This is a genomic window from Brevundimonas sp. (assembly GCF_046295075.1).
Classification (GTDB): Bacteria; Pseudomonadota; Alphaproteobacteria; order Caulobacterales; family Caulobacteraceae; genus Brevundimonas.
The window spans coordinates 1-26,790 of the sequence record NZ_JBKBOC010000011.1; the positions used below are offsets into that span (position 1 = coordinate 1).

The 26,790-nt window shown below is 66.7% G+C and carries 19 protein-coding genes and 1 pseudogene; 3 read left to right on the plus strand and 17 right to left on the minus strand.

Annotation, left to right across the window (positions count from 1 at the left end; all coding sequences use genetic code 11):
* The 8 genes from ACK4MH_RS09890 to ACK4MH_RS09925 all read right to left on the minus strand — a co-directional run.
* On the minus strand, positions 1 to 589 hold a 589-nt coding region (locus ACK4MH_RS09890), incomplete at its 3' end, for an extracellular solute-binding protein (protein ID WP_409717532.1).
* A complete protein-coding gene (locus ACK4MH_RS09895) occupies positions 586 to 2,049 on the minus strand; it encodes a glucoamylase family protein (protein WP_409717534.1) in 1,464 nt (487 codons plus the stop codon). The genes ACK4MH_RS09890 and ACK4MH_RS09895, both read right to left, overlap by 4 nt.
* A gap of 79 nt (positions 2,050 to 2,128) precedes the next feature.
* Positions 2,129 to 5,152: a TonB-dependent receptor domain-containing protein gene (locus tag ACK4MH_RS09900; protein ID WP_409717536.1), complete on the minus strand. Its 3,024-nt coding sequence runs from the start codon at positions 5,150 to 5,152 to the stop codon at positions 2,129 to 2,131.
* Between the two features lie 50 nt (positions 5,153 to 5,202).
* Complete coding sequence (locus tag ACK4MH_RS09905; RefSeq protein ID WP_409717539.1) at positions 5,203 to 6,210, minus strand: LacI family DNA-binding transcriptional regulator; 1,008 nt, start codon at positions 6,208 to 6,210, stop codon at positions 5,203 to 5,205.
* A gap of 419 nt (positions 6,211 to 6,629) precedes the next feature.
* Positions 6,630 to 7,532, minus strand: a complete 903-nt coding sequence (gene mmsB, locus ACK4MH_RS09910) for a 3-hydroxyisobutyrate dehydrogenase (RefSeq protein WP_409717542.1) — start codon at positions 7,530 to 7,532, stop codon at positions 6,630 to 6,632.
* A 28-nt stretch (positions 7,533 to 7,560) separates the two neighbouring features.
* On the minus strand, positions 7,561 to 8,610 hold the full coding sequence (locus ACK4MH_RS09915) for an enoyl-CoA hydratase/isomerase family protein (RefSeq protein WP_409717545.1): 1,050 nt from the start codon (positions 8,608 to 8,610) through the stop codon (positions 7,561 to 7,563).
* Positions 8,607 to 9,743 carry an isobutyryl-CoA dehydrogenase gene (locus ACK4MH_RS09920; protein WP_409717548.1) on the minus strand — a complete coding sequence of 379 codons (1,137 nt, stop codon included), beginning with the start codon at positions 9,741 to 9,743 and terminating at the stop codon, positions 8,607 to 8,609. Before ACK4MH_RS09920 ends, ACK4MH_RS09915 begins: the two co-directional genes overlap by 4 nt.
* A gap of 7 nt (positions 9,744 to 9,750) precedes the next feature.
* Positions 9,751 to 11,253 carry a CoA-acylating methylmalonate-semialdehyde dehydrogenase gene (locus ACK4MH_RS09925; protein ID WP_409717551.1) on the minus strand — a complete coding sequence of 501 codons (1,503 nt, stop codon included), beginning with the start codon at positions 11,251 to 11,253 and terminating at the stop codon, positions 9,751 to 9,753.
* A gap of 116 nt (positions 11,254 to 11,369) precedes the next feature.
* On the opposite strand from ACK4MH_RS09925, the gene ACK4MH_RS09930 reads away from it, so the two are divergent.
* Together ACK4MH_RS09930 and ACK4MH_RS09935 are read left to right on the plus strand one after the other, a co-directional pair.
* Positions 11,370 to 12,245 (plus strand): LysR family transcriptional regulator, encoded by an 876-nt coding sequence (locus ACK4MH_RS09930; protein WP_409717554.1) that lies wholly within the window; start codon positions 11,370 to 11,372, stop codon positions 12,243 to 12,245.
* Positions 12,246 to 12,356: 111 nt separating this feature from the next.
* Positions 12,357 to 12,695 (plus strand): TonB family protein, encoded by a 339-nt coding sequence (locus ACK4MH_RS09935; protein ID WP_409717557.1) that lies wholly within the window; start codon positions 12,357 to 12,359, stop codon positions 12,693 to 12,695.
* Between the two features lie 134 nt (positions 12,696 to 12,829).
* Here ACK4MH_RS09935 and ACK4MH_RS09940 read toward each other — a convergent pair whose 3' ends face one another.
* The 6 genes from ACK4MH_RS09940 to ACK4MH_RS09965 form a co-directional block, all read right to left on the minus strand.
* Positions 12,830 to 14,137: a PQQ-dependent sugar dehydrogenase gene (locus ACK4MH_RS09940; RefSeq protein WP_409717560.1), complete on the minus strand. Its 1,308-nt coding sequence runs from the start codon at positions 14,135 to 14,137 to the stop codon at positions 12,830 to 12,832.
* Positions 14,134 to 14,547 (minus strand): DUF2231 domain-containing protein, encoded by a 414-nt coding sequence (locus tag ACK4MH_RS09945; RefSeq protein ID WP_409717563.1) that lies wholly within the window; start codon positions 14,545 to 14,547, stop codon positions 14,134 to 14,136. The genes ACK4MH_RS09940 and ACK4MH_RS09945 overlap by 4 nt, the downstream gene beginning before the upstream one ends.
* Before the next feature lie 100 nt (positions 14,548 to 14,647).
* Entirely contained in the window at positions 14,648 to 14,956 is a 309-nt protein-coding gene (locus tag ACK4MH_RS09950; protein ID WP_409717566.1) for a hypothetical protein, read from the minus strand.
* Positions 14,953 to 17,499, minus strand: a complete 2,547-nt coding sequence (ctaD, locus tag ACK4MH_RS09955) for a cytochrome c oxidase subunit I (RefSeq protein ID WP_409717569.1) — start codon at positions 17,497 to 17,499, stop codon at positions 14,953 to 14,955. Before ctaD ends, ACK4MH_RS09950 begins: the two co-directional genes overlap by 4 nt.
* A complete protein-coding gene (gene coxB / locus ACK4MH_RS09960) occupies positions 17,496 to 18,473 on the minus strand; it encodes a cytochrome c oxidase subunit II (protein WP_409717572.1) in 978 nt (325 codons plus the stop codon). Before coxB ends, ctaD begins: the two co-directional genes overlap by 4 nt.
* Positions 18,463 to 18,861, minus strand: a complete 399-nt coding sequence (locus ACK4MH_RS09965; protein ID WP_135193308.1) for a c-type cytochrome — start codon at positions 18,859 to 18,861, stop codon at positions 18,463 to 18,465. The genes coxB and ACK4MH_RS09965 overlap by 11 nt, the downstream gene beginning before the upstream one ends.
* Before the next feature lie 226 nt (positions 18,862 to 19,087).
* Here ACK4MH_RS09965 and ACK4MH_RS09970 point away from each other — a divergent pair.
* Positions 19,088 to 19,549 (plus strand): annotated as a pseudogene (locus tag ACK4MH_RS09970) (c-type cytochrome); the annotation flags it as partial.
* A 7-nt stretch (positions 19,550 to 19,556) separates the two neighbouring features.
* On the opposite strand, the gene ACK4MH_RS09975 reads toward ACK4MH_RS09970, so the two are convergent.
* From ACK4MH_RS09975 to ACK4MH_RS09985, 3 genes are all read right to left on the minus strand, one after another.
* Positions 19,557 to 20,276: a cytochrome b gene (locus ACK4MH_RS09975; RefSeq protein ID WP_409717575.1), complete on the minus strand. Its 720-nt coding sequence runs from the start codon at positions 20,274 to 20,276 to the stop codon at positions 19,557 to 19,559.
* On the minus strand, positions 20,273 to 20,995 hold the full coding sequence (locus tag ACK4MH_RS09980) for a cytochrome c oxidase assembly protein (RefSeq protein ID WP_409717578.1): 723 nt from the start codon (positions 20,993 to 20,995) through the stop codon (positions 20,273 to 20,275). The genes ACK4MH_RS09975 and ACK4MH_RS09980 overlap by 4 nt, the downstream gene beginning before the upstream one ends.
* Before the next feature lie 336 nt (positions 20,996 to 21,331).
* On the minus strand, positions 21,332 to 26,790 hold a 5,459-nt coding region (locus tag ACK4MH_RS09985), incomplete at its 5' end, for a putative Ig domain-containing protein (RefSeq protein WP_409717581.1).

Below are 26,790 nucleotides of genomic sequence, written 5' to 3' on the forward strand. Positions count from 1 at the left end.
CGAAGGTCAGCAGTTGCTCGAACTCGTTCAGCGGCAGCAGGATGGCGTAGTTGTCGCCGCCCGCCGCCCGCTTGACCCCGTGCATGGCCCGCTTCCACTCGGCCCAGTCCTGCGGCGGCGCGTCGAAGCCCGCGCGGGCCAGCAGATCCTTGCGATAGAACAGCAGCCGGGTGTCCACATACCAGGGGGTGGTCATGGCCCGGCCGGCGATCTGGTTGGTCTCCAGCACCGCCGGGAACTGGTCGGTCAGCAGGTCGGCGGCTTCGGGTGGGGTCGGCGACAAGGCCCCAATGGCGCTCAGCTCCGCCACCCAGGTGTTGCCGATCTGGCTGACGTCCGGCAGCGACGCCCCGGCGTAGGCGGTCAGCAGCTTCTCATGCGCCGCCGTCCACGGCAGAGGCTGGACCGAAACCCGGACGCCGGGATGACGGCGCTCGAACTCGGGCATCAACTGGCCGACCGTCCCGCCCTCATTGCCCATGGCCCAAAAGCGCAGCACGGTCTCGCCCGACCGGCGCGGGGTGCAGGCCGCAGCCGCCCCTCCCGCCATCAGGGCCAAGGCGGCGCGCCTATGGGTGGTCTGCGTCATGCGTTCAGCCATCCGCCGGTGAAGCCTGCGATTTCCAGGCCGCGACGGATATTGGGCTCGCCGCGCATATAGCGCCAGACGAAGTCGGATCGGTGGTTCTCGGTCATGATGACGATAGGCCCCTGGTCGATGCCCAGATAGTCGCCGTCCACCCAGCCGACGCCGTCCACGATCTTGCCGTGCTGCAGCGGCCCGTCGCGCACCGTCAGCGTCGGGTTGAAGCTGTCGAGGAAGCCCCACTCGGTATAGATGCCCGACCCGTATTTCTGCTTCATCGCCTTGACGCAGGGCACGACGATCTCGGGCGCGAAGGCAATGGAGCCGACGGCGGCCGTCGGTGCGATGGTGCCGTCGTCGCGCTCGCCCGGCCCGCGCGCGGAATAGCTGAAGAACTCGCGCTCCTTGCCGTCGATGACCTGTTTGAAGTCGCCCGGCCCGTCGCAGGCCGTCAGCCCCCAGACCTCGGACGAATAGCCGGCCCAGCCCGCGACATTGTCATGGGCGTATTTCTGCTGCGCATAGACGGCGCGGCGGCTGTTCTCGAAATAGTCCAGTGGCTCGCCCAGCTGAATCGACTGACCCCGCATCCAGGCGTCCTGAATGCCGCGGAAGTCGATGAACATATGGCTGTACTGATGCCCGAAGATGGGCGCGAAGTTCAGATGCCAGCTGCCCCAACGGTCGGTCCAGCTCTCGTCGTAGCTGGCGGCCCATTCGTGCCAGACATTGACCGACACAGGATGGGTCGGGCTGCCCACGGCCAGCAGCAGCAACAGCATGCCCTCGTTATAGACGTGCCAGTCCGAGGGAATGAAGCCGCTCTCGGGATGCCAGCCCATGGTGATGCGGTTGTCTCGGATCACGGCCCACGGCCATTCGATCCGTTCGTAGATGGCCTGGGCCTTCTGACGGATTTCCGCCTCGTCGGCATGGCGGCCGTCGAAATAACGGGCGGCGAACAGCATGCCGCCGATCAGCAAGGCCGTATCGACGGTGGACAGCTCGTTCTGCGCGAACCGCAGCCCGGTCTCCATGTCTAGGAAATGATAGAAGAAGCCCTTGTGCCCCGCCGTGCCGGTCGCCTCGGGTCCCTGCGGCAAGTCATGGAAGAACCGCAGCGTGGTCAGGGTCCGCTCGCGCGCCTCGGCCCGGCTCATCCAGCCGCGCTCGACGCCTACGGGCCAGCAGGTCAGGGCGAACCCCACCGCCGCCACCGAACAGAAGGACGGCGTCGGCCAGCGATCCGGCGTCAGGCCCGTGCGCCGATCCGTGACCTTCTCGAACCAGCGGAAGGTGCGTTCCTGAAGCTCGGCGATCTCACGATCCAGCCTCAAGGGCCGCCGCTCCGTCCCGTTCACAGCCCCCGTCACCGCCTGCTGCGCCACCGCCCCCACCGGAACCCCGACCGCCACCGCGGCCGCTCCAGCCGTCGTTCGCATCAGAAAGTTTCGGCGGTTCATGGGCACGCTCACTGTTTTACTGAAATCAAAAAAGAAAGGCCGCCTTCCGACAAGCGGAAGACGGCCCAGGCTCAGGTTTTTAGAAGGAGTAACGCAGACCCACCTGGAAGCTGCGGGTCGGCAGGAAAACCCCGGTTCCCGCACCGTAGCGTGGGCTGTTGAAGCCGGTGTCGAACGAACTGTAGTTGGTGAAGTTGAAGATGTTGATCGCGTCGGCGATGAACTCGACCCGCTGTCCGCCGAAGACGTCGAAGCCCTTGGTGAGGCGCAGATCGACCTGGCGATAGGCGAAGTTCAGCCCCGGCAAGAATGCGCGCTTTTCAGGGTTGCCCGCATTCCAGCAGATGTTGGGGCCGCCGGCCGGCGCATCCGGGCAGTCGTTGATGTTGTAGGGCAGGCCCGAACCCAGAGTGACGATGCCCGACAGCAGGAAGTCGGCGGGCAGGCCAAGCGTGCCGGACGCCACGATCCGGTGGCGTTCGTCCGAAGACGACCGGTATTCAGGCGACAGTTCCGGCGTGTTGTAATCGAAATCGAACGCGCCATAGCCGTTGTCGCGGCTGCCGTTCTGGGTCGCATCCATATAGGTGTAGGCGAGATTGAAGCCCCAGCGATCCTCGGCGTTGTAAGGCTTGTCGGCGGTGAAGTAGATCGCCTTGTAGTCCCGTTCCTTGTCCGTGCTCTGGAAGAAGATGGAGTTACGGAACTGCGAGTAGCCGACCGACGTCGGGCTAGGTCCGTTGAAGCGGCCGTCCGTCTCCGTCAGGGCATTGGCGATATACCAGGCCGATTCACCTTCGGTGTGACCCGCCGCAAGGGTCAGCGCCGTCTGCCAGCGACCAAACTTCTGGCGTACGCCGATATTGAACTGATCCGTGCGGGGCGGTTCGAAATCGTTCTGGACAAGGAAGACCTCGCCAGCGCCGGGGGCGGCGGCCAGCAGAGGATCCAGCGCTTCCGCAGTCAGATAGGCCGGGTCCCAAGCAATCGTGTTCTGTCCGCCAGCCGGACCGCCGGTGTTGGAGAAGTAGATCGTTTTGTTCAGCTGGAACGGCTTGAACCGCTCGTCGAAGGCGAAGTTGAAACCAACCCGATCATAATAGCGGCCGGCGCCGCCGAAGATCACTGTCCGTTCGTCCCCGTACACATCGTAAGAGAAGCCGAAGCGCGGCTGGAAGGCGCCCTTGAACGCCTTGCGATCACCATCGGAAATATAGTCCGACGGGTTGAAGTAGGACGGGAAGTCGTAACCCGGCAGGTTCTGGATCGCCGCCAGCATGTCCCGGATGGAGTCTGGGGTGCGGTAGTCGTTGTTGACCGCATTGTCCTCGTAGTCCCAGCGGATACCGAGGTTGATTTCCAGCTTGTCCGTGATCTGCCAGTCGTCCTGGATATAAAGGCCAAGGACGTTGTTATCGACGTCGGCCGGCGGAACGGCGACGCCCAGGTTCACGGCGACGGGGATCGTCTGGCTGCCGTTGATCTCGGACCGGCCTTCGATGTCGTAGATGAAGGTCGGGTTACGCCCGAAATCCTTCTGCACGAAATAGTTCTGCATCGAATATTTCGCACCGATCTTGATCGTGTGCGTGCCCATCCATTCCAAATCCGGAATGGTCAGGTCGTTGCGGATCGTCAGGCTCTTCTGCTCCAGGAATTGAGCATCGGCTCGGCCGCCCGCCGTGAAGACCGTCGAGTCGCGGTTGTTCACGTTGTATTGGAATCCGAGCGTGCTCGGGTCAGTCTCATCGTCAGCGACGTCATCGCGGAAGATGACGTACTCGCGGCCGTAATCGCCGCCGTTGATCACGGACTGTTCGTAGCTCGATTTCAGATAATCGATCGCGAACTCGTTCAGGAAGCGCTGACCCTGGAACTGGTGACGGAGGTTGAAGGCTTGGGTCTCGCCATTGTTGCGAGCCGCACGGCTAGGCGCGTTCTGGCCGCCGGCGCCGCGGATATCCTCTTCCGTCTTGTACTCGGTGCTGAGTTCAACGCGCTGGCGGTCATCGACCTGCCACGACAGCTTGCCGAAGAAGACATCCTGCTCGTAGGGCGTAGAGACAGTGCCAAGATCGCCGGCGAAGAAGTCATTGTACTCGGTGCGGTTCAGGAAGGACTGAGACACGCGCTCCTCGTCCTTGCGCTCATAGGCGCCGAAGAAGTGGAGCCGATCCTGAATGATCGGGCCGCCCAGGCTGGCGCCGTACTGCAGACGACGCACCGGGGCCTTTTCGGCACCGCGACGCTCGGAAATCTGATCCTGGGCGACCCAGTCAGGGTTCTGGTAGAAGACGAAGGCGTCGCCGTGGAACTCGTTGGTGCCCGAGCGGGTCACGGCCGTGACGATGGCCGAACCCGCCTGTTCGTACTCGGCCTTGAAGTTCTGGCTGATGACGCGGAATTCCTGCACAGCGCCCTGCGGGAACGGCGTGCCGCGGCTGTCGTCCTGGCCGGCGACGCCACCGTCGCTGATCAGCGACTTGCGGTTCTGACCGTCGATGAAGACGTTGATGGCCTGGGCGGTCTGGCCGCCTGCCGAGATGGTCCGTTCCGTGTCATCTTCGGTCACGCGCAGGCCGGGCGCCAGAGCGGCGAAGTTCAGGAAGTTGCGGCTGATCTGCGGCAGGTTGTTGATCTGCTGCTGCGTCACATTGGTGGCGACCTCGGGCGTGCGAACCTCGAAGACGCGGCGGCCGGTGACGACGATCTCGCCCAGCTCGGTCGCGCCGTTCGTCGCTGCGCCGGTCGTGGCTGCTGCGGCCACGTCCAGGTTCAGCGTGCCGACCTGGCCCAGGGACAGGGTGACGGTTTCTTCCGCCGTCTGGCCGTCGGCGCTGGTCACCTGCACCCGATAGGTGCCGGGACGCAGGCCCGAAAGGACATAGCGGCCGTCTGCGCCTACGCGCGAGCGGGTCGCGTAGCCGGTGGAGACTTCGGTGGCGACGACCGTCGCGCCGGCCTCGACTGTCTGGCCGTCGAAGACGGCGCCACGGAGCGTCGTCGTTGCGTTCTGCGCCTGGGCGGCGCCGACGAACGCCATGCTGATGGCGATGGCCGATGCGGCGGCCAAGGCTGCCTTACGCGTGTTGAACTGGTTCATCCTGAGCTCTCCCCTCCTGATGGGATCGGTTTGCGGCGACATGGCTGGACCTACCCTTTGTTGAACCTGGCGGACGATGCCGCCGCGGTGGATTGGCGTTCGACCAAGATCGGCCGAACGATTTCGCAAGCGGTGTCCGTGGCGTCGGCGTTCGGGCCGGCCTGGACGAGACCGATCAGGCGTTCGACGCCCCTTCGGCCGATTTCAGCGATATTGACGCGCATGGTGGTGAGCGCGGGCCGCATCAGGGCGGCGATGGGCACGTCGTCGAACCCGATGACGGCGATGTCCTCGGGGCAGCGCACGCCGGCTTCCTGGAAGGCCAGCAGGGCGCCGACGGCCATCATGTCGTTGGCGGCGAAGACGGCGTCGGGCCGCTCAGGCATGGCCAGCAACTGGGTCGCGGCGCGGTGGCCCGAGGCCTGGGAGAAGTCGCCCTCGACGATGATGGGTTCATGGCCGTCCAACGCTGCGGCATAGCCGTCCGCGCGCGTATCGGCCTCGACATTGCCGGCGGCGCCGCGGATGTGGGCGATGCGACGGCGTCCTGTGGCGATCAGATGTTCGACAGCGCCGACGGCGCCCCCGTAGTTGTCGATCATGATGGCGGCGCGTCCCGCATCGGCCGTTCCGCCGTTCATCAGCAGCACAGGCATGCGCCCGGCGAACTCGGACGCCAGGTTCGCGGCGCCCAGATGGGGCGACAGCACGATCATGCCGTCCACCCGGCCCCGCATCGACCGGACTGCCGCCAGGGTATCGTCGGCGCCATCATGAGAGCTGGAGACGATCAGATGCTTGCCGTGGGCGCGCGCGGCCAGGTCCATGCCGCGGATCAGCTCGGAGAAGAACTCGCCGAACAGGTCGGGCAGGATGACGCCGATCGTGTCGTTCTTGCTGGTCGAGAGGCTGCGGGCGCCGAAGTGCGGCACATAGCGAAGGTCCTCGACGGCATCGAGAACGCGCTGGCGCGTCGCGTCCGACGTCACGCCCAGTCCGTTCAGCACGCGCGAGACGGAAGCCACCGACACCTGGGCGCGCTCGGCTACGTCGCGCATGGTGGCGGCCTTGGCGAAAGGCGGTCCTTCCTGCCGTGCAGACGCAACGCTGGGCGCAGCCATGTCCAATCGGATTCTCCCTGCTCCCTACCGTCCCGGCCCCTTCTCGAAGATCCGTCGATAGATGATGTAAGCGGTTACATGACACAGGAGCAATGTGAGCCGCAAGCCATGTTCGGCCGCATTTCGGGCTATTTTTCAGCGAAGCTTGGTCATCGGAAACGCCCGGTGAAGACGGACCTTCAGACAAGCCGTTGTGGACACTGGATTTTTACGGCGGAGGGCGTGACCGCCGCCCCCACGGCCACGCTGCGGCGCGCGGCTTGGTCGCACTGGCGATGCGCTGGTCGAATCGACCGCCGAACACGATGACGCCCGCACCATCGACGGGCGCGGGCGTTATCATCGGTCGACCTTGATCAGGCGGGATTCAGATCCGACAGCCGGCCGCGCAGCATCTGCAGCATGGCCGAAAAGTCGCGACCGCCGTGACCGATGCCGTCGAACAGGGCGTACATGGCCTCGGCCTGGGCGCCCAACGGCGTGGAGGCGCCCGACTTGGCCGCCGCATCCTGGGCCAGTTTCAGATCCTTCAGCATCATGGCCGTGGCGAAACCGCCCTGATAGTCGCGGTTCGACGGCGCGGTCGGCACCGGTCCGGGCCAGGGATAGTAGCTGGTGACACTCCAGCACTGGCCCGACGACTTGGACGCAATCTCGAAGAAACGTTCGGGATCCAAGCCCAGCTTTTCGGCCAACGCGATGGCTTCGCAGGTGCCCAGCATGGAAATGCCCAGCAGCATGTTGTTGCAGATCTTGGCCGCCTGCCCAGCACCATGATCGCCGGCGCGGATGGTGATCCGGCTCATGGGCTCAAGCGCCGCCTCGACACGCGCGAAGTCGCCCTCGTCGCAGCCGACCATGAAGGCCAGGGTGCCCGCATCCGCCGCCGCCGTGCCGCCCGACACCGGGGCGTCGGCGAAGGCGTAACCGGCGGCCTTGGCCAGACCGGCGACCTTGCGCGCGGTTTCCACGTCGATGGTCGAGCAGTCCAACAAGAGGGCCGACGACGGCGCCGCGCCTATAATCTGTTCCGAATAGACCTTCAGCACATGCGGCCCGGCCGGCAGCATGGTGATGACGACCTCAGCATCCTTGACGGCCTCGGCGACCGAAGCCGCCGCAACGCAGCCGGCTGCGCTGGCCCGCTCCAGCGCCTGCGCCGACAGGTCGAAGGCGGCCACCGCATGGTCGGCCTTGGCCTGGTTGGCGGCCATGCCGCCGCCCATGTTTCCCAGGCCGATGAAGGCGATCTTTGTCATGGTCTCTCTCCCTGTGTCGGCGTCGCGGTCAGGCCAGCGGCGTCCATTTTTCATTGTCCGGCAGGGGCGCGAACAGCGCGTCCAGCGTCGCATCCGTAACGCCCGACAGGTCCGCCGGGGACCATTTGGGCGCATTGTCCTTGTCCACGATCACGGCCCGCACGCCTTCCTGGAAGTCGTGGGTCGCGCCGATCCGGCCGCTGACGGCGTATTCGACCGCCATGTTGGCGCTGAACGACGCCGCCTTCGCCCCCTCACGGATGTGGCGCAGCGTCACCTTCAGCGAGGTCGGCGACTTGGTCTTCAGCGTCGCCAGTTGCGCCAGAGCCCAATCCGACCCGTCCGCCTCCAGCGCCGCGAAGATGTCCTCGACAGTGTCGAAGGCGAACAGACGGTCGATGGCTTCGCGATGGACGGCCAGAGGCGCAGGCCCGGCGTCCTTCGCATGACGGGCGGCAACCGCAGCCGGATCGGCGGCCTCGGCCAGCAGATCGGCCTTCAACGCCTCGACACCGTCGCTCGGCACGAAATGGGAGTGGATGCCCAAGGCCACCGTATCAGCCGCCTTCAGCCGCGCGCCCGTCAGGCCGATCCAGACGCCGGTTTGGCCCGGCAGACGCGGCAGGAACCACCCGCCCCCGACCTCGGGATACAGGCCGATGCCCGTCTCCGGCATGGCGTAGGTGGTGCGTTCAGTGGCGATGCGGACATCCGCCGGTTCCGAAATCCCGACCCCGCCGCCCATGACGATGCCGTCAACGATGGCGGCGATCGGCTTGGGATAGCCGAACATCAGGGCGTTCAGCCGGTATTCGGCCAGGAAGAAGGCCTTGGCGTCCACGCCGTCGCCCGCCCCGCTGTCCGCGATCATGCGGATGTCGCCTCCCGCACAGAAGCCGCGCTCGCCTGCATGGTCGATGAGTATGGAGGAGACGGAGGGATTCGAACGCCACTCCAAAAGCGCCGCAATCATCGCCTCGCACATCGACCGGTTCAGCGCATGGATCGCCTTGGGCCGGTTCAAGGTGATGCGGCCGACGCCGTTTTCGATGCGGGTGATGACCTCGGCTTCGCTCATCGCGCCATCTCCCGCGCGATGATCACGCGCATGATCTCGTTGGTCCCTTCCAGGATGCGGTGAACCCGCAGATCCCGAACGATCCGTTCCAGCGGATAATCCCTCAGATAGCCGTAGCCGCCGTGCAGTTGCAGGGCCTCATCCGCGATCTGGAAACAGGCGTCGGTGGCCAGCCGCTTGGCCATGGCGCACCATTTGGTCTTTTCCGGATGATCGGTGTCGATGGCCCAGGCGCCGCGCAGCACCATCAGCCGCGCCGCCTCAAGGTCCGTCGCCATGTCCGCCAGGCGGAACTGTAACGCCTGGAACTCGCCGATCGGACGACCGAACTGCTTGCGCGTGGCCACGTAATCCTGAGCCGTCTCCAGCGCCAGCCGCGCACCGCCCAGCGAACAGGCGGCGATGTTCAGCCGCCCGCCGTCCAGCCCGGCCATGGCGTAGCGGAAGCCCGCGCCTTCCTCGCCCAGCAGATTGGAGACCGGCACGCGGCAGTCGTCGAACTGGACGATGGCGGTCGGCTGGGCGTTCCAGCCCATCTTCCGCTCCTGCGCGCCGAACGACAGACCGGGCGTCCTAGCCTCGACGACGATGGCGGACACGCCCTTAGCGCCCTCCCCGCCCGTGCGGACCATGACGACATACAGGTCGCTGGTCCCCGCGCCCGAGATGAAGGCCTTGGACCCGTTCAGCACATAGTGGTCGCCGTCGCGCACCGCCGTGGTCCGCAGCGCCGCCGCGTCGGAGCCGGAACCCGGCTCCGTCAGGCAATAGGAGGCGATCTTGTCCATGCCGACCAGATCCGGCACGAACCGCCCGCGCAACTCATCCGACCCGAACCGGTCGATCATCCACGTCGCCATATTGTGGATCGAGATGAAGGCCGCCGTCGCCACGTCGCCGCGCGACAGCTCTTCAAAGATCAGCGCCGCCTCGACCCGGCCCAGGGCCATGCCGCCGTGCTCTTCGCCGGTGTATATGCCGCAGAAACCCATTTCGGCCGCCTGCTTCATCACATCGACGGGGAAATGCTTGTCCTCGTCCCAGCGGGCCGAATGGGGCGCCAGTTCGGCGTCGGAAAAGGCGCGGGCCGCGTCCTGAATGGCGCGCTGGTCGTCGGTAAGGGCGAAATCCATGGCGACCTCAGCGCATCGTCGGAATGACGAACGAACTGTCCGAATGCTCCAGCGCCGAGTCCGGCCAGCGGGCCGTGACGGTCTTGGTCTTGGTCCAGAAGCGGACGCCCTCCATGCCGTGCTGGTTGATGTCGCCGAAGGCCGAGCGCTTCCAGCCGCCGAAGGTGTGATAGGCGACCGGCACCGGGATCGGCACATTGATGCCGACCATGCCGACATTGACCCGGGCGGCGAAGTCGCGCGCCGCGCGACCGTTCTGGGTGAAGATGGCGACGCCGTTGCCGTACTGGTGGTTCGACGGCAGGGCCAGCGCCTCTTCGAAGGTCTCGGCGCGCACGATCTGCAGCACCGGGCCGAAGATCTCCTCCTGATAGGACGACATCTCCGGCTTCACATGGTCGAACAGCGACGGGCCGATGAAATAGCCCTTCTCGTGTCCCTGCAGGCTGAAGTCGCGGCCATCGACGACCAGTTCGGCGCCTTCCTGAACGCCCTTCTCGATCCAGCCGGCGATGCGGTCGCGGTGCTGGGCGGTGACGACGGGGCCATAATGGGCGCCGGCGTCGGTCGAGACGCCGACCCGCATCGACGGGATTTCCGCCACCATCCGCTCGCGCAGTTCGTCGGCGGTCTTCTTGCCGACCGGCACCACCACCGGCAGGGCCATGCAGCGTTCGCCGGCCGAGCCATAGGCGGCGCCCGACAGGTCCTTGATCACCTGGTCCATGTCCGCGTCAGGCAGGACGATGCCGTGGTTCTTGGCCCCGCCCATAGCCTGGACCCGCTTATGGTTGGCGGCGCCGGTCTGGTAGACATAATGGGCGATGTCGGACGAGCCGACGAAGCTGACGGCGTGAACCAGCGGATGGGTCAGGATGGCGTCGACCGCCGTCTTGTCGCCATGCACCACATTCAGCACGCCATTGGGCGCGCCTGCCTCCAGCATCAGTTCGGCCAGACGCACCGGCAGGGACGGATCCCGCTCGGACGGCTTCAGCACGAAGGTGTTGCCGACCGCGATGGCCACGCCGAACATCCACATCGGGATCATGCCGGGGAAGTTGAACGGGGTGATGCCCGCGACCACGCCCAGGGGCTGGCGCATCGAATAGACGTCGATGCCCGGGCCCGCGCCTTGCGTGTATTCACCCTTCAGAGCGTGGGGGATGCCGCAGGCGAATTCGATCACCTCCAGCCCGCGCTGGATGTCGCCCTTGGAGTCGGCGATGACCTTGCCATGCTCGGACGACAGCAGTTCGGCCAGTTCATCCATCCGCGCCTCGACCAGGCGTTTGAAGTCGAACATGACGCGGGCCCGGCGCTGGGGATTGGTGCTGGCCCAGCCGTCGAAGGCGTTCTGCGCCGCCTGCACCGCCCGATCGACCTCACCGGTCGTCGCCAGCTGCACGCGCGCCTGGACCTCGCCGGTGTTGGGATCGAACACGTCGCCGAAACGCCCGGACGCGCCGTCGAAGGCCGCACCGTCGATGAAGTGGCGGATGTCGCGCATGGCCTGATCTCCCTGATCGTTCTTTTGTTCGCCTATGGCTATCACCCCGGCGCCAAGGTTGATAATGCAAAATTGCAGCCAGCTTTCTGCATTTTTGCATGACAGGATCATTGGCGATGTTCGACTGGGACGACCTTCGCATCTTCATCGCCGCCGCAAGGGCGGGATCGCTGGGCGGCGCGGCCGTGCGCCTGGGCGTCGATGCGGCCACCGTCGGGCGACGCGTGGCGCGGCTGGAAAGCACGCTGAAGTCCACCCTCGTCGTCCGGTCCACCACCGGCCTTCAGCTGACGGCGGCCGGCACCCAGTTGCTGGACATGGGGCTGGAGGCCGAAAGCGCGATGGAGGCCGCCGCCCGCGTGACCCAGGCCGACACCTTGGCCGGCGTCGTGCGCATCAGCGCCTCGGAAGGCTTCGGCGTCAGCATCGTGGCCCCCGCCCTGCCCGCCTTGCGCCACACCAGCCCCGGCCTGCGGATTGAACTGGCGGCGACCTCCGGCTTCCTGTCGCCGACCCGGCGCGAGGTGGACATGGCGATCACCCTGGCCGCGCCCGACGCCGCGCGGCTGATCGTCGAGCCGCTGACGCCCTATCAGCTGGCCCTCTACGCCTCGCCCGACCATCTGGCGCAGCACGGCGCGCCTCAGACCGTCGACGACCTGACCGCCTTCGACATCGTCGGCTATATCGACGACCTGATCTATGCGCCCGAACTGCGATACCTGGACGAGGTGCGCCCCGGCCTGACGCCCCACGTCGCCTCGTCCTCGATCCGCGCCCAGAAGGAGATCATCGCGGGCGGCGGCGGCATCGGCGTCCTGCCCTGCTTCCTGGCCGAAGGTCTGGTGCGCGTCCTATCGTCCATCCTGATCGAGCGGCGGTTCTGGCTGGCCACCCACAGAGATGTTCACGACACCGCCCGCATGCGCACGGTGCGCACGTGGCTGAAGACCCTGTGCGACAACCGCCAAGCCAGCCTCAGACCGTTTTGAGCCCACCACGCGATAGCGGTGTGTTTTTTCTGACGCAGCGTGTCGGGTTTTCCAGCTTTCAGGGAACAGAGGTCGATCTCAAATCTTAATAGAAGGCGAACGAGGCCTGTTATGACCCTGACCCTTAGCCTGACCCTGATCACGACTCTTTTGGGCGCCCCGACTGCGCCCATGCTCAAGGACGCCGCCTTGTACGCCGCGCCCAAGGCCGCTGTGGAGCAGACTTTTGCACCGCAGGCCTCCAACGAGCGGTTCAGCGTTCGTCTGCGCTGCACGGCGCTGGCGTCGGGCCATGTCACGGACTGCGTCGTTCTGGAAGAAACGCGTCCGGGTCTAGGCTTTGGTGAAGCGGCGCTGGCCCTGATGGACGGCGCGGAAGTGACGCCGATCATGGAACGCGGTCGGGCGGTGGATGCCCCATTTGAACGCACCATCGACTTCACGCCTTGAGCCGAGCGTCGCTCGAAAACACGCCTCTTACCTGAAGACATAATGGCATTGCATTCAAACTCATCTGGACGCTAGGTCCAGCTGGCGCTCGAAACCGACGGCTCACCCAAACGATTGGGTGAGCCGCTTTTCGTTCAGCGTGTCGGAGCGATGCGCCACACCGTGTTGGACAGGTCGTCGGCGACCAGAAGCACGCGCTTGTTCGGGTCGAAGGCCACGCCGACCGGGCGGCCGCGCGCCTCGCCGTTCTTCAGGAAGCCGGTGGCGAAATCGACCGGCGGGCCGGCGGGGCGACCGCCGTTGAAGGGCACCCAGGCCACCTTGTAGCCGGACGGATCCTGGCGGTTCCAGCTGCCGTGCATGCCGATGAAGGCGCCGTTGGCGAACGTACCGCCGAAGCCGCCGTTGCGCGCGAAGTCGATGCCCAGCGCCGCGACGTGCGAACCCAGGGCGTAATCGGGCGCAATGGCCTTGGCGACCATCTCGGGGTTCTGCGGCATCACGCGCGGGTCGCGGTTTTGACCCCAATAGCTGTAGGGCCAGCCATAGAAGGCTCCGTCTTTCACTTGGGTCAGGTAGTCCGGCACCAGTTGCGGGCCCAGTTCGTCGCGCTCGTTGACCACCGACCACAACAGGCTGGTCGTCGGCTCGATCGCCAGGGCGGTGGGATTGCGGATGCCGGTGGCGATGGTCCGGCGCGCGCCGGTCGCCCGGTCGATTTCCCAGACCACGGCTCGCTCTTCCTCCACGGCCATGCCGCGTTCGCCGATGTTGGAGTTGGAGCCGATGCCGACATAGAGCTTGGTCCCGTCGGCGCTGACGGTCAGGGCCTTGGTCCAGTGGTGGTTGATCCGAGAAGGCAGTTCGGTGACCCGCTGGGCCGGCGTCGCGATGCCGGTCTGGCCCGGCTGGAAGGCGAAACGGACCAGCGCGCCTTGCTCGGCCACGTAGAGAGACCCATCGACATAGGCCAGGCCGTAGGGCGCATCCAGGTTCTCGACCAGGACGGTGCGCAGTTCGGGGATGCCGTCGTTGTTGGCGTCGCGCAGCAGGGTGATGCGGTTGCCGCCGGCGATCTTGGTGTTGCCCTGCTTCTTGATCACGCCGGCAATCACGTCCTTGGGCCGCAAGGGCGGGGCGTGGCCGCCGCGTCCCTCGGCGATCAGCACGTCGCCGTTCGGCAGGACCAGCATCTGGCGGGGAATCTTCAGGTCGGTGGCGAAGGCGCTGACGGTGAAGCCTGCCGGCACGGTCGGCGTCTCGCCGTTCCAGTTTGCTGGCGGGCTGATCTTCATCGCCGGGACCAGGGTCTCGTTGACTTGGGGCAGGTCGGGCGTTGCGCCGGTCTGGTTCAGCTTGGGATCGCTGGCGTTGCCGCACGAGGCGACGGTCAGGGCCATGGCGAGGGTCGCGGCGCTGGCGGCGAGCAGGTTCTTGTTCATCGGACGCTCTCCCGCGCGGCATAGGCGGTCCAGCCGGCGACCAGGACCAGGATTGTGCAGAGGATCGACAGGATCACGCCAAAGGCGCCGACCGAACTCCAGGCGTCCTGACTGTGCTTGAAGGCGTTCACCAGGCCCAGCACCCAGGCCAGGGCCAGGGCGACCAGATGGATCAGCGCGCGACGCGACCGGCCGAAAACGAAATCGATGATGGAGAAGACGCCCGCTACGCCACCGAACACCAGGGCGCCGGCGATCAGCCAGGCCGAGAAGTTCGTCCACTGGATCTCGGCCGTCTTCAGATAGGCGATGTCGGTGAACAGGGCGAAGGTGAACAGGGCGATCGGAAACGCCAGCAATAGGCCGTGCAGCGGTCGAATGACCGCGCCTGATAGTCCGTGGGTGCTCATGCTTGCCCTCTCCTGAAGTCTAGCTTGGCTAACCGTCTGATCGCCAAATGGTTCACCCGCTTTGAATATCGGCGCCGCGTCATTTCCGCCCGACGGTCACTCAGACTGGCGCGAGAAGCACCAGGGTCTGAAACACAACGCCGATCCCGCCCAGCAGACCGCCTGCGACAGCCAGTCGAAGGCCGAAGGCGCGGGTTTCGTCCGCCGGCTTCATTCGCAGCCCGACGATGCAGCGCCAGCACAGGCCGGCGATCACCAAAAGACAGATCATGCTGAAGACCAGCCCTGCCCCGTTCCACGCCCCGGCGTCGTCGCGGGCCACGTCGCTGGCGCTCGACAGCAGATAAAGGCCCATAAAGTGGGCGGCCCAGATCAGCAGGCCGCCCAGCATCAGCAGCCAGAACCTCATGCGCCTACGCCCGGGAACAGGCGGATCAGCAGGGTCGTCGCCGCCCCCTGAACCGCCGTGAAGGCCACGAACAGGGCGACCACTTCAAAGGTCGCCGGGTAGCGTGACGACACCAGGCCGTACAGCCAGCGGAGCAGGACGAACGGTCCCATCAGAAGCGAGATACCGACGAACGTCCCCTGCCAGGCCAGGAGGGCATAGACGGTCGCGCCCTGGCTGGATGCGTCGGGACGCAGGCCCGAGTTCCACCAGGCCGAGGCCTCCGCCGCAAAGGCGCCGCCCGCCGCAAAGGTCGCGGCCAGCATCAGGACGGCGGCGATGCCGGCGCTGCGGGGCCGGTCCAGTTTCAGTGCGCCTTGAGACGCCCAGGCGCCGACGCCGGCGGCTGCGAGCAGGCCCAGCGTCAGCGGCAGCGAACCGATTTCCGGCGGCGCCTGCCACAGGTCCGGCCGACGGCTCCACAGGAAGACGTAGGAGAAACACGCCATGATCGCGACCATGCCCGACACGATCAGGGTGATGACCATGGCCCACCAGCCATGACTGCTGGGGCCGGAGACATACGTCGGCAATCGCACGCCGCCGCCCACATCCACCGTCGCCGGGCCGCTGGGCCGGTCCAGCCCCCAACACCATTTGAGGATGCAGTAGATAGCCAGAACGCTGCTGATGACCGACGCCAGATAGGCCTGGATCGTCAGGATCAGGAAGAAGCCGGCCGTGAAGATCGCGCCCCACACATACCAGCTGGACGGCCGGGGCATGCGTTGCAGATATTGCGGCTCGGCGTTGATCGGACTGGTGATCATCGTCTCACGCTCGCCAAGCGGCGCGCCTGGCAGGAAATAGCGGCCGGCCTCCACATCGCGGGCCAGGTCGGGCTGGTCCCAGACGGGATACAGGCTCTTGATCACCGGAACCGAACGCAGCGAATACCGGCCGGACGGCAGCCACTCCAGCCCCGGCCCGCCGAAGACATTGGCCGCGTCCTTGTTCCCGAACGGGCGGAAGTTGCGGATCATATCGACGACCCACAGTAGGACCGCCAGGCCGAACATGAAGGAGCCGACGGTCGAGATCATATTGGGCAGGTCCCAGCCTCGCTCCGGCAGATAGGTATAGACCCGGCGCGGCATGCCCATCAGCCCAGTCAGGTGCATGGGCATGAAGGTCACGTTGTGACCCACAAACATCAGCCAGAATATCCACTTGCCCCACCGCTCGCTCAGCGGCCGGCTGCTGGACATCGGGGTCCAGTAGTAGATAGCCGCGAACAGGGGGAAGACCATCCCGCCGATCAGGACATAGTGCAGGTGGGCGACGATGAAATAGCTGTCGTGGGCCTGCCAATCGAACGGGACCATGGCGACCATCACCCCGGTCAGCCCGCCCATGACGAAGATCACCAGCCCGCCGACCGCGAACAGGCCGGGCGTGTTGAACCGCATCTTGCCCGCCGCCAGGGTGGCGATCCAGGCGAAGACCTGCACCCCCGCCGGCACGCTGACGGCCATGGAAGCCGCGCTGAAATAGTTGATCGAGATTTGCGGCATGCCCGTGGTGAACATGTGGTGCGCCCAGACGCCGAAGCTGATGAAGCCCGTCGCCAGCATGGCCAGGACCACCAGCCGATAGCCGACCAGCTTGGTCTGGGCGACCGCCGGAATCAGGGTCGACATGGCCCCCGCCGCCGGCAGGAAGATGATGTAGACCTCGGGGTGGCCGAAGAACCAGAACAGGTGCTGCCACAGCATGGGGTCGCCGCCCTTGGCCGCATCGAAGAAGGGCCAGCCGAGCGCGCGTTCCAGCTCCAGAAGCAGGGTCGATAGGATGATCGACGGGAAGGCGATGATGATCATGCAGGCGAAGATCAGCATGGCCCAGGCGAAGATCGGCAGCTTGTCCAGCGTCATGCCCGGCGCGCGGGTCTTCAGCACGCCGACGATGATCTCGATGGCGCCGGCGATGGCCGAAATCTCGATGAAGCCGATGCCCAGCAGCCAGAAGTCGGCGTTGATCCCCGGCGAATAGGTGGTCGAGGTCAGGGGCGGATACATGAACCAGCCGCCGTTCGGCGCCAGGCCGAAGAACAGCGAGGCGAAGAAGCACAGCCCCCCGACCAGATAGGCCCAGAAGGCGTAGGCGCTGAGCCTCGGGAACGGCAGGTCGCGCGCGCCCAGCATCTGGGGCAGCAGCAGCACGCCCAGCGCCTCGACCGCCGGGACGGCGAACAGGAACATCATCACCGTGCCGTGCATGGTGAAAATCTGGTTGTAGGTCTCCTGCGCCAGGAAGCCCGTCATCGGCAGGGCCAGCTGGGTCCGCATCAGCAGGGCCAGCACGCCCGCCAGCACGAAGAACAGCATGGCCGCGCCGACGTAATAGACGCCGATGTAGTTGTTGTTGATCGCGGTGATCCACTCCCACGGACGACGCGGGCCGCACCAGACCTCTTCGAGCTGCTCCAGTTCGCCCTCGGGCCGGGCCTCGGTCGTGGGAAAGCGTTTGTAGAGTTCGGGATCGAACCCGGTTTCCGAACTCATTTCAGGCTTTCCAGATAGGCGGCGACGGCGCGCACGTCCTGGCCCGACAGGACCGCATAGGAGGGCATCCGGTTGCCCGGCTTCAGGCTCTGGCTGTCCGAGATCCAGCCCGCCATCGTCCCCTGATTGTTCGGCAGAATACCGGCGCCCAAGGTCTGGCGCGATCCGACATGGGTCAGGTCCGGGCCGGCCAGCCCGTTCGCCTCGGTCCCGCGAATGGTGTGGCAGGCGGCGCAGCCCGAGGCGTTAAAGACATTGCGCCCCTGGTCGATGAGCGCCAGCGGCCCTTGCGCCGACGGCACGGCGGCGGCCGGCCGCGACTGGCGCTCAAGCCAGGCGGCGTAATCGTCCGGCGCATGGGCCACGACCACCAGCCCCATCAGGGCGTGCGGCCCGCCGCAATACTCGGCGCACTGACCGCCGTAGGTGCCGGGCGCATCGGCTTGCAGCCGCATGAAGTTGCGGCGACCGGGGATCATGTCGGTCTTGCCGCCCAGACGCGGCACCCAGAAGCTGTGGATCACGTCCGCGCTTTCCAGCTCGAACACCACCGGCTGACCGGCGGGGATGTGCACCTCGTTGGCGTCCTGGACGATCTCGCGGCCCTGGTCGTCCAGATAGGCGACGCGCCACCACCACATCTCGCCCGTGACCCGGACCCGCATCTCGCCGGGCTTCGGCGCATCGGCGACCCGCGCCGTCGTCGTCAGTCCGTAGATCAGCAAGCCCGTGAGAACGACCACTGGAAAGACCAGGCCGGCGATCCAGATCAGCCGCTCGCCCCCGACCCGCCGCTTCCACTTGCGCGGCCCGAACAGGGCGACGCCCAGCGCGACCAGCACGACGACCATGACCACCGCCGCCATGACGAACAGCACCCAGGCCACGGTCTGGATCGGTCCGGCGAACGGTCCGGCCGGGTCGAGCACGGGCGGCGGCCATCCGGCGATTCCGGGAGGAGCTTCAGTCTTCATCGAGCGTGTACAAATAGGCCGCGACGTCGCGGGCTTGGTCTTGCGTCAGGGGCATGGGCGGCATGGCGGTTCCGGGGTCCATCGACGGCGCGTCGATCAGCCAGCGGATCAGGACATCGGGCTGGTTCGGCAGGCGTCCGGCGATCAGGGGCCGCGCGCCAAAACCGGCCAGGTTCGAGCCCGACCGTCCCTCGGGCCAGGCGACGCCAGGAATCTTGTGACAGGCGGCGCAACCGACTTCCTCGATCACCGCCAGTCCGGCGACCGGATCGGCCTGAACCATCGGTCGCGGCAGATCGGCCTTGTCCACGCAGGCGCACAGGGCGAGCGCCAGCGCGCCGACCGTCACCCGCCGTCCCATCGCCTCACCCGTCGTCCGAAAACCCATCCGCCCCCCAAAGCTTCACCCGACCAATCCCCTTGCCGGACGGAGGTTCCCGACTGCGACATGGAGCCCTGTCGAAATCCAATGCGGAACCTCCGCCATAAGCAGGTGTTGCACAGCCGTGCGCGCCACCCTTTCCGCCCTACTCCTGCTGACCGGCCTGGCCGCCTGCGATTCCACGCCGGGCCAGACGGATCGCGCGTTCGCCGCAAACGGCCAGGTCATCGCCATGAGCGGCGGGGCTGGCGGCGCGGCCAACGCCTGTTTCACCTGCCACGGTCTGGACGGGGGTGGAGACGGCGTGGCGGCGCCCCGTCTGGCGGGTCTCGACGCCGGCTATCTGCAAAAGCAGATGGAAGATTACGCCTCCGGCCTGCGCCCCGACGACGCCATGACCCGAATCGCCAAGGCGCTGGACCAGCAGGGCCGGCGCGAGGTCGCGGCCTACTATGCGTCCCTGCCCGTTCCACAAACCCAGACGCCGGCCGTAGCCCCCGCGCCTGCGATCTATCTCTATGGCGACGCCTCGCGCGGCATCGTCGCCTGCGCCTCCTGCCATGGCGCGGACGGTCAGGGATCGGGACAGGGCGGCAATCCCCAGATCGCGGGCCAGCCCGCCGCCTATACGCTGGAACAGATCGAGCGGTGGAAGTCGGGCGAACGCCGCAACGATCCGCGTGGGGTCATGGCCGCCGCCGTCAAATCGCTTTCGGACCCAGAAGCCCGCGCCATAGCGTCCTGGCTGTCGACGCAACCCGCTTCTCCAGCGCCCGCCAGCGCCGCTGCCACCGGGTCCGCTTCCGTTGACGCAGCGGCACGACCGGCAGCATCGCGTGAAACACGTCGTCCCTATCGATCAGATGGTGCTTGAGCGCCGCGCCCGCGTGGATCGGAATCATCAGCAGCAAGGTCACGACCAGGCCCCAGTGCATCCATTCCGCCGCCGCCTCGATCGCCCATAGCTGGGTGTTCGACAGGTCCTGAAGCGGCAGCAGCGGCCATTTGATGAAACCCAAGGTCTCCAGCTGACGCGTCCGATCCGTCGCCGAAATCATGGCCCAGCCCGATAGCGGCAGGCCGAACAGACAGATGTAAAAGACATAGTGGGTCACATGTGCGGCCATGCTCTCCCACCCCGGCTTGTCCGCATCGTTGATCAGATTGGGCGCCAGCAGCCGCCACGACAGCCGGCCGATCACCAGGATCAGCATCAGCACCCCGACCGCGAAATGCAGGTCATAGGCGGCCATCATCGCGCCGCCCACCGGCTGACGCCCCATCCACCAGCCCCAGCCCAGCTGGAAGATCACCAGCCCCGCCATGACCCAGTGAAACAGGATGCCGACGGGCGAATACCGGCCCTCGTCATGGTGCCCCGCCGCCCATGCGAGCAGTTGCGTGAAAAGCTTCTCGATCACGCCGCCCGCGCCTCGACATCAGGCCCGATCATCCGACCCAGCCGCCACAGGGCTGCGAACAGATACAGCGCCGCCGCCGGCGCCCACATGATCAGCCCGGCCGCCTGTTGGTCCTCCAGCGGCGTCATGCCCCAGGCCAGGGTCGTATAGGCATGCGGCGCATAGACGGCCTGACCGGCAAAGGTCAGCACCGCTCCCAGCAGCCCCATCGCCAGCATCGCCGCCAGAAGCGCCACGACGGCCGCCGGCGCAGTGGCCGCCCGCGCGCAGGCCCAGAACCAGACTGCGCTGGCCAGCAGGCTGATCTGCATCACCCAATAGACGCCATCATTGGAAAGGGCGGCGGCATAAGCCCCCGGAGCATGCCAGGCCCAGAAGATGACCGCCTGAACCGCCGTCGCCAGCAACAGCGACCCATATCGCCTGACCGGCAAAGCGCCGGCCAGCAGAGGCGCGGCCACGCCGACCAGCAAGACGTGATGCACCGTCCGCGCCGAGAACAGCGCCGAACTTAGCGCGCACAACGGCGAAACGAACCCCACCGCCAGCACAGCCATCGCCGCCAACCCAAAGGCGCGTCGCCGCCCCTCCAGCCTCACCGCCATCAGACCCGTGGCGACAGCCAGAACCACCAGCAACACCGGATCCAGGTTCCATCGCCACTCGCCGAAGTCAGGCGCAACACCGCAATAGGGCGTCCAGATCGACCCCGCGCTCATGATCGCACCTTCGGCTGCCATACGCCCCCCTCAAGCTAGTGCTTGAAAGCAACTTATGGCCTCAACGGTTCCCGTAAAACTGCCTAGCAGCTTATGAGATCGCCGTGTTCGCCCCGCGACCTTGTACATCTTCGCGCGCTTTTTTATCGAAGAGGCGGAAGCAGCCAGAGCCAGCTACGCTTCTTCTAAAAGTGATCATGGCACACCTCAAAACATGTTGAAGTGCAGCCTTGGAGGGTTCGGCGCGACGCCTGGCGGGTGTACAACTGTGTCAGTTCCTACCTCATCTGGCTTGGGCGCCTTGCGAGCCGCCGCATGGCGGCAACCCGCTCCAAATCACCAGCCGTACTTGAGCCCGATCTGTCCCCCATGGCTGGAGCTGGCGTCGCCCAGCATACCGCGATAGCCGAGGCTCAGCATCAGACGGTCGCTCAGCGACCATTCGGCGCCGAGATCAAGGTTCAGGGCGTCGCGTGACCAACCGTCCAGCGGGACCAGATAGGTGGGGCTGGCGGCCCAGTCAGCGTAACGAACGCCTTGCGTCTCGATGTCCTCCAGCTCGTGCGACCATTCCAGACGCGCGGCGGGCCGCAGGACGCCGAAGCGACGGCTTTCGATGATCCACCGCCAGGAGGCGCCCAGGTTGACCGACAGACCGCTCTGATCCAGCGCATCCCAGGTCAGGGCCGACAGGCCGCCGCTGGTCTCGGTGAAACCATCAAGAGCGATATCGCGGCCTTCCAGGCGGACATAGAGGTCCGCCGCAAGACCCTGACGACGCAGTGTCCGTCCGACGGAGGCCGAGGCGAAGCTCACGTCGCCCGACCGCTCGCCGTCGGCATAGCCGTCCGCCTCATCCAGCAGCCCCACAACCCAGCGTCGGCTATCGAAGTCGAGCCGGGATAGGCCGACCACGCCATCGACGAACCAGCCGTCGGCCGGTCGCCAACTGGCATAGAGGGCGCCGGTCGTGGCCTTGCCTCTGGAGGTCGAACCGTTGTCGCCGATCCGCGTCTTGTCCTCGCCATAGCCCAGGCCGCCGCCCACGATCAGATGGTCGTTAAGGCGAACGTCGAGGCCCGCCGTGACGCCTTGGGTGGTGAAGCGACTATCGCGCAGACCTTGGGCGTCCTGACGACCCCAGTCGACCGAGCCTGAGGTCCAGATTCCGATTGATCGGCCGCCCTCGGGAGCGCCCTGCCCGGCCGGCGCCGCATTCAGCAGGCCGGTTTGGGTTGAGGCCTGTTCGACCGGACGGCCGCGCCCGGACCATGTGTCCAGCCCCAGCATATCGCGGTCGCGGTCGTCGCCCAGCGCGCCTGGATCCAGGCGCTGATCCTGACCCAGCTGGCGCCTCAGGGCGACGCGGGGATCACGGTCGTCCTGCCCGCCGACTGCGCCGAAGTTCAGGCTCATGCCGTTGCGCGATCCGTTCGATCCATCGCGCAGGCCCTCCAGACGGCTCTGGAAGTTGTCGACCTGCGTATCGGAGAAGCGGCGCGCGGCCGTGATCTGACCAGAGGCGATGCCCCGCACGTCGGGATCCAGCGAGGGATCCGGTCGCTCCTCCACCGTCACCGTCAGGGTTCCGGTGGAGGTTCCGCTGACGTTGGTCAGGGTGAAGCTGATCACCGCCTGGCCGGAGAACGTCCCTTGCGGCGTGAAGGTCAGGTCGTAGGTTCCACCCGTTCCGGTGATCGCCGCCGACCCCGCCGAGGTCGGCGAAATCGAGGCGACGGCAGCGGCCGTGAAGGGACCGCCTGCTGCGTTGCTGATGCGAACCGTGACCGGACGGCCCTGGATCGTATCGGCGACCAGCGTCTGCGAAGCCGGAACCTGCCCGACCGTCAGGTCGAGCCGACCCGCCGCCGAAGAGCCGAAGGGCAGGTCGATGACATAGTCCAGCGAGGTCGATCCGCCATTGGCGGCGCCGGGGGTGAAGACGATGGTCAAGCCTTGAACCGTCGCCGTACCGAATCCTGGCTGGCGGGTGATCCGCAGCGCCTGGAATGGGCCGCCCACCAGTGTCGCGGTGGGCGACACCGTCAGGGTTCCGCTCGATGCCACGCTGCCCGACAAATCGGGCGCCTTGCCCGCGATCTGGAAGGTGAAGGTCGCCGGTGCGGAATCGCCGCCCGGTCCAAAGGCGACCACAGTGACCGTGTCCGTGCCGATGAAGTTGGCGGCGGGCGTATAGACCAGTTGGAAAGTCTCGGTCGCCTGGGGGCCGGCCCCGTTCGATCCGACGGATTGGGACGTCGTCGTGGCGCCGGACGAGGTGATCACGCCGGATCCGAAACGCGCATCCACGGTGATGCGATAACCGTCCGTTACGCCCTGCGTCCGGGCGCCCAAATCGACCGAAACCGGCGCCGCGCCGCCGCTTGCCGGCGGGACGACGATCGGTGGCGGAGGGGTGACAGTGGGCGGAGCAGGGGTGGTCACCGTAAGCGACACCGTGGATGCAGACGAGGTTCCACCGGGACCGGTGGCCGTGAAGCTGAAGCTATCCGGGCCGAAATAGTTCGCTGCAGGCCGATAGGTCGCCACGGCGCCGGAGACGCTGACCGTTCCGTGAGCCGGCGCGGTGGCCACGGCGACGCTGTCGTAAACGCCGCTGATGGACCCCGACAGATCGATCGCCAAGCCGGGGCTCGCGTAGGGGATCGACACGCCTGAAACGCTGGCCGTAATCGGCGCAGGCGGCGTACCCACAGTGATGCTGACCGTGGCAGGCGCCGAAGCGCCGCCGCCGTTGCTGGCCGTATAGGTGAAGCTGTCGGCGCCGAAATAGCCGGCAGCGGGCGTGTAGAGGAAGCCTAGTCCGCTGACGGTGACGACGCCGTGAGCCGGGCTGGTCGCCACGGTCACGCTGTCGGCCGTCCCGCCGGACAACGTCGCCGTGATCGGGTTGTTGGTCGAGCTGTAGTTCACCGTCGTCGAGACATTCCCCGCGACCGGCGGATTGGGCGCCGCGATGACCAGGGCATAGGCCTGGGTTCCCGAGAACGGACCGGAACCGCCTGAAGTGTCGGTCGCCGTGATGCTGAAGTTGAAGATTCCCGAGGCCGTCGGCGTGCCGGACAGAATACCGGCCGTCGAAAGAGTCAGCCCAGATGGCAAGGCTCCGGTTGTGATGGCGAAAGCGTAAGGCGCCGTCCCGCCCGAGGCCGAAAGCCCCTGAGTATAGCTCACCTCGACCTGACCCGCAGGCAAAGTCGTCGGCGTGATCGCGATCGTGGCCGCCCCAACCGTCAACGCATAGGCGCGGCTGGCCGTGAAGGGCGCGCCGGCTCCGGTCGAACTGTCGGTCGTCGTGATCGTAAAGTTGAAAACTCCCCCCGACGTCGGCGTGCCAGACAGCGTGCCGTCCGACGCCAAGCTGACGCCGGCCGGCAAGGCTCCGGCAGTCACCGCGTAGCTGTAGGGCGCGGCGCCCCCGCTCGCAGAGACCGTCGCGCTATAGGTTGCACCGGCGGTCGCGTTCGGCAAAGTCGCCGGCGTTATGGCGATGCTGGGCGCATTAACGGTCAGGGTCAGGGCGCGGCTGCCGCTGAACGGCCCGGATCCGCTTGAAGAGTCCGTCGCCGTCACGGTGAAGGCGAAACCGCCCCCTTGCGTCGGCGAACCACTGAGTACGCCAGCAGACGATAGGCTGACGCCGCCCGGCAACGCCCCGGCCGTGACGGCGAAGCTGTAAGGCGCTGTGCCGCCGCTGGCCGCAAGAGCCTGGCTGTAGGCGACGGCCACCGTCGCCGCTGGCAAGGCGGCGGTATCGACCGTGACAGTCGGCGCGCCGATGACCAGCGTATAGGCGCGGTCGCCCGCATAGGGCGCGGCAGCTCCCGTCGTCACGTCTGTCGCTGTGACACTGAAGTTGAAGCTTCCCGAGGCCGTTGGCACGCCGGAAAGCGCGCCGGCGGACGACAGGGAGAGGCCCGCAGGCAGGGCGCCGGCGCTGATCGTATAGGTATAGGGCGCCGTGCCGCCGCTGGCGCTCAAGGTCTGGCTATAGGCGACGCCGGGCGCGCCGTCCGGCAAGATGGATGGTGCGATGACGATCGTCGGCGCCGCAATGACCACGGAATAGGCTTGGCTGATCGAGACCGGTCCCGCGCCGGTCGAACTGTCTGTCGCGGTCGCCGTGAAGTTGAAAGTCCCTTGAGCCGTCGGCGTGCCGTCGATCGCGCCCGTCGAGGCGTTGAGGGTCAGGCCGATCGGCAGGGCGCCGGCCGTGACGGCATAGCTGTAGGGCGCTACGCCACCCCCTGCAGTGAGCGTCTGGCTATAGGCGACTCCCGACTGACCGCCAGATAGACTGGCCGGCGCGAGGGTCAGTGCAGCCGCGTTGACCGTCAGAGAATAGGCGCGCGTGCCGCTGTAGGGGCCGGCCCCTGTCGCGCTGTCGGTGGCGGTGATCGTGAAGTTGAAGATTCCGCCTGAGGACGGCGTCCCGGAGATTTGGCCGTTCGCATCGAGCGTAACCCCGGCCGGCAGAGCGCCGGACGTGAGGGCATAGCTATAGGGCGCGACGCCCCCGCCGGCCGTCACCGTCTCGCTGTAGGCGGCGCCGGTGGTCGCTGCGGGCAGGGTCGCAGGCGTGAGGATCACGGTCGGCGCGGCGATGCTCAACGTATAGGCGCGTGACCCGCTGTAGGGACCCGAACCTGTCGAACCGTCGGTGGCGGTGACCGTGAAGTTGAAGCTGCCACCCGACGACGGCGTTCCCGACAGGGCGCCGTTGGACGACAGGGTCAAACCGGCCGGCAGGGCGCCGGCGGTCACGGCGTAGCTGTAGGGCGCCGTGCCGCCACTGGCCGTCAGGGTCTGACTATAGGCCGAACCCGCGCCGCCCGCCGGCAAAATCGTCGGCGCGACGGTGATGGTCGCGGCGTCGACCGTCACCGTATAGGCGCGGCTGCCCGAGAAGGGCGCGCCGCCTCCGGTCGAACTGTCTGTCGCTGTCAGGGTGAAGTTGAATGTTCCCCCCGCCGTCGGCGTCCCCGAAAGCACCCCACCGGCGCTGAGGGTCATGCCCGTCGGCAAGGCCCCGGCGGTCACGGCGTAGCTGTAAGGCGCCGTGCCGCCGCCGGCGGTTACCGTCTGGCTGTAGGCGGCGCCGACGGAGGGACTCGGCAAGGTGGCCGGCGAGACGGTGATGGTCGGCGCCTGGACGGTTAGTGTCGCCGCATTGCTGTTGGTCGTTCCTCCCGCATTGGTGAACACGGCGCGGAAGCGTTTGCCGTTGTCGGCCATCGTCGTCGCGGGGGTGGTGTAGCTGGTCGAGGTCGCGCCGGTGATGTCGGCCCAGCTGGCGCCGCCATCAAAGGACTCCTGCCACTGCACGGTCGGGCTGCCGGAAGCGGCGGCGGTGAAAGTCGCCGTGGCGCCTGCGGCCGCCGTCTGGTTGGAAGGCTGGGTCAGAACCCCCGGGGCCGCCACATAGGTGTATTGATCCGCCGCCGAGGTCGCGCTGGTTCCGCCGCCCGTCGTGACGCGGATGTCGACTGTGCCGGTCCCCGCCGGAGCCGTCGCCGTGATCTGCGCCGCGCTGTTGACCGTGAAGCCTGTCGCCGCCGTCGCGCCGAAGGTCACCGCCGTCGCCCCGCTGAACTGCGTGCCGGTGATGACGACCGTCGTCCCGCCCGTCGTCGGACCCGAGCTCGGGCTGATCGCCGTCACGGTCGGAGCCGCCACATAGGTATATTGATCCGTCGCCGAGGTCGCGCTGGTCCCGCCGCCCGTCGTGACGCGGATGTCGACCGTGCCGGTCCCCGCCGGAGCCGTCGCCGTGA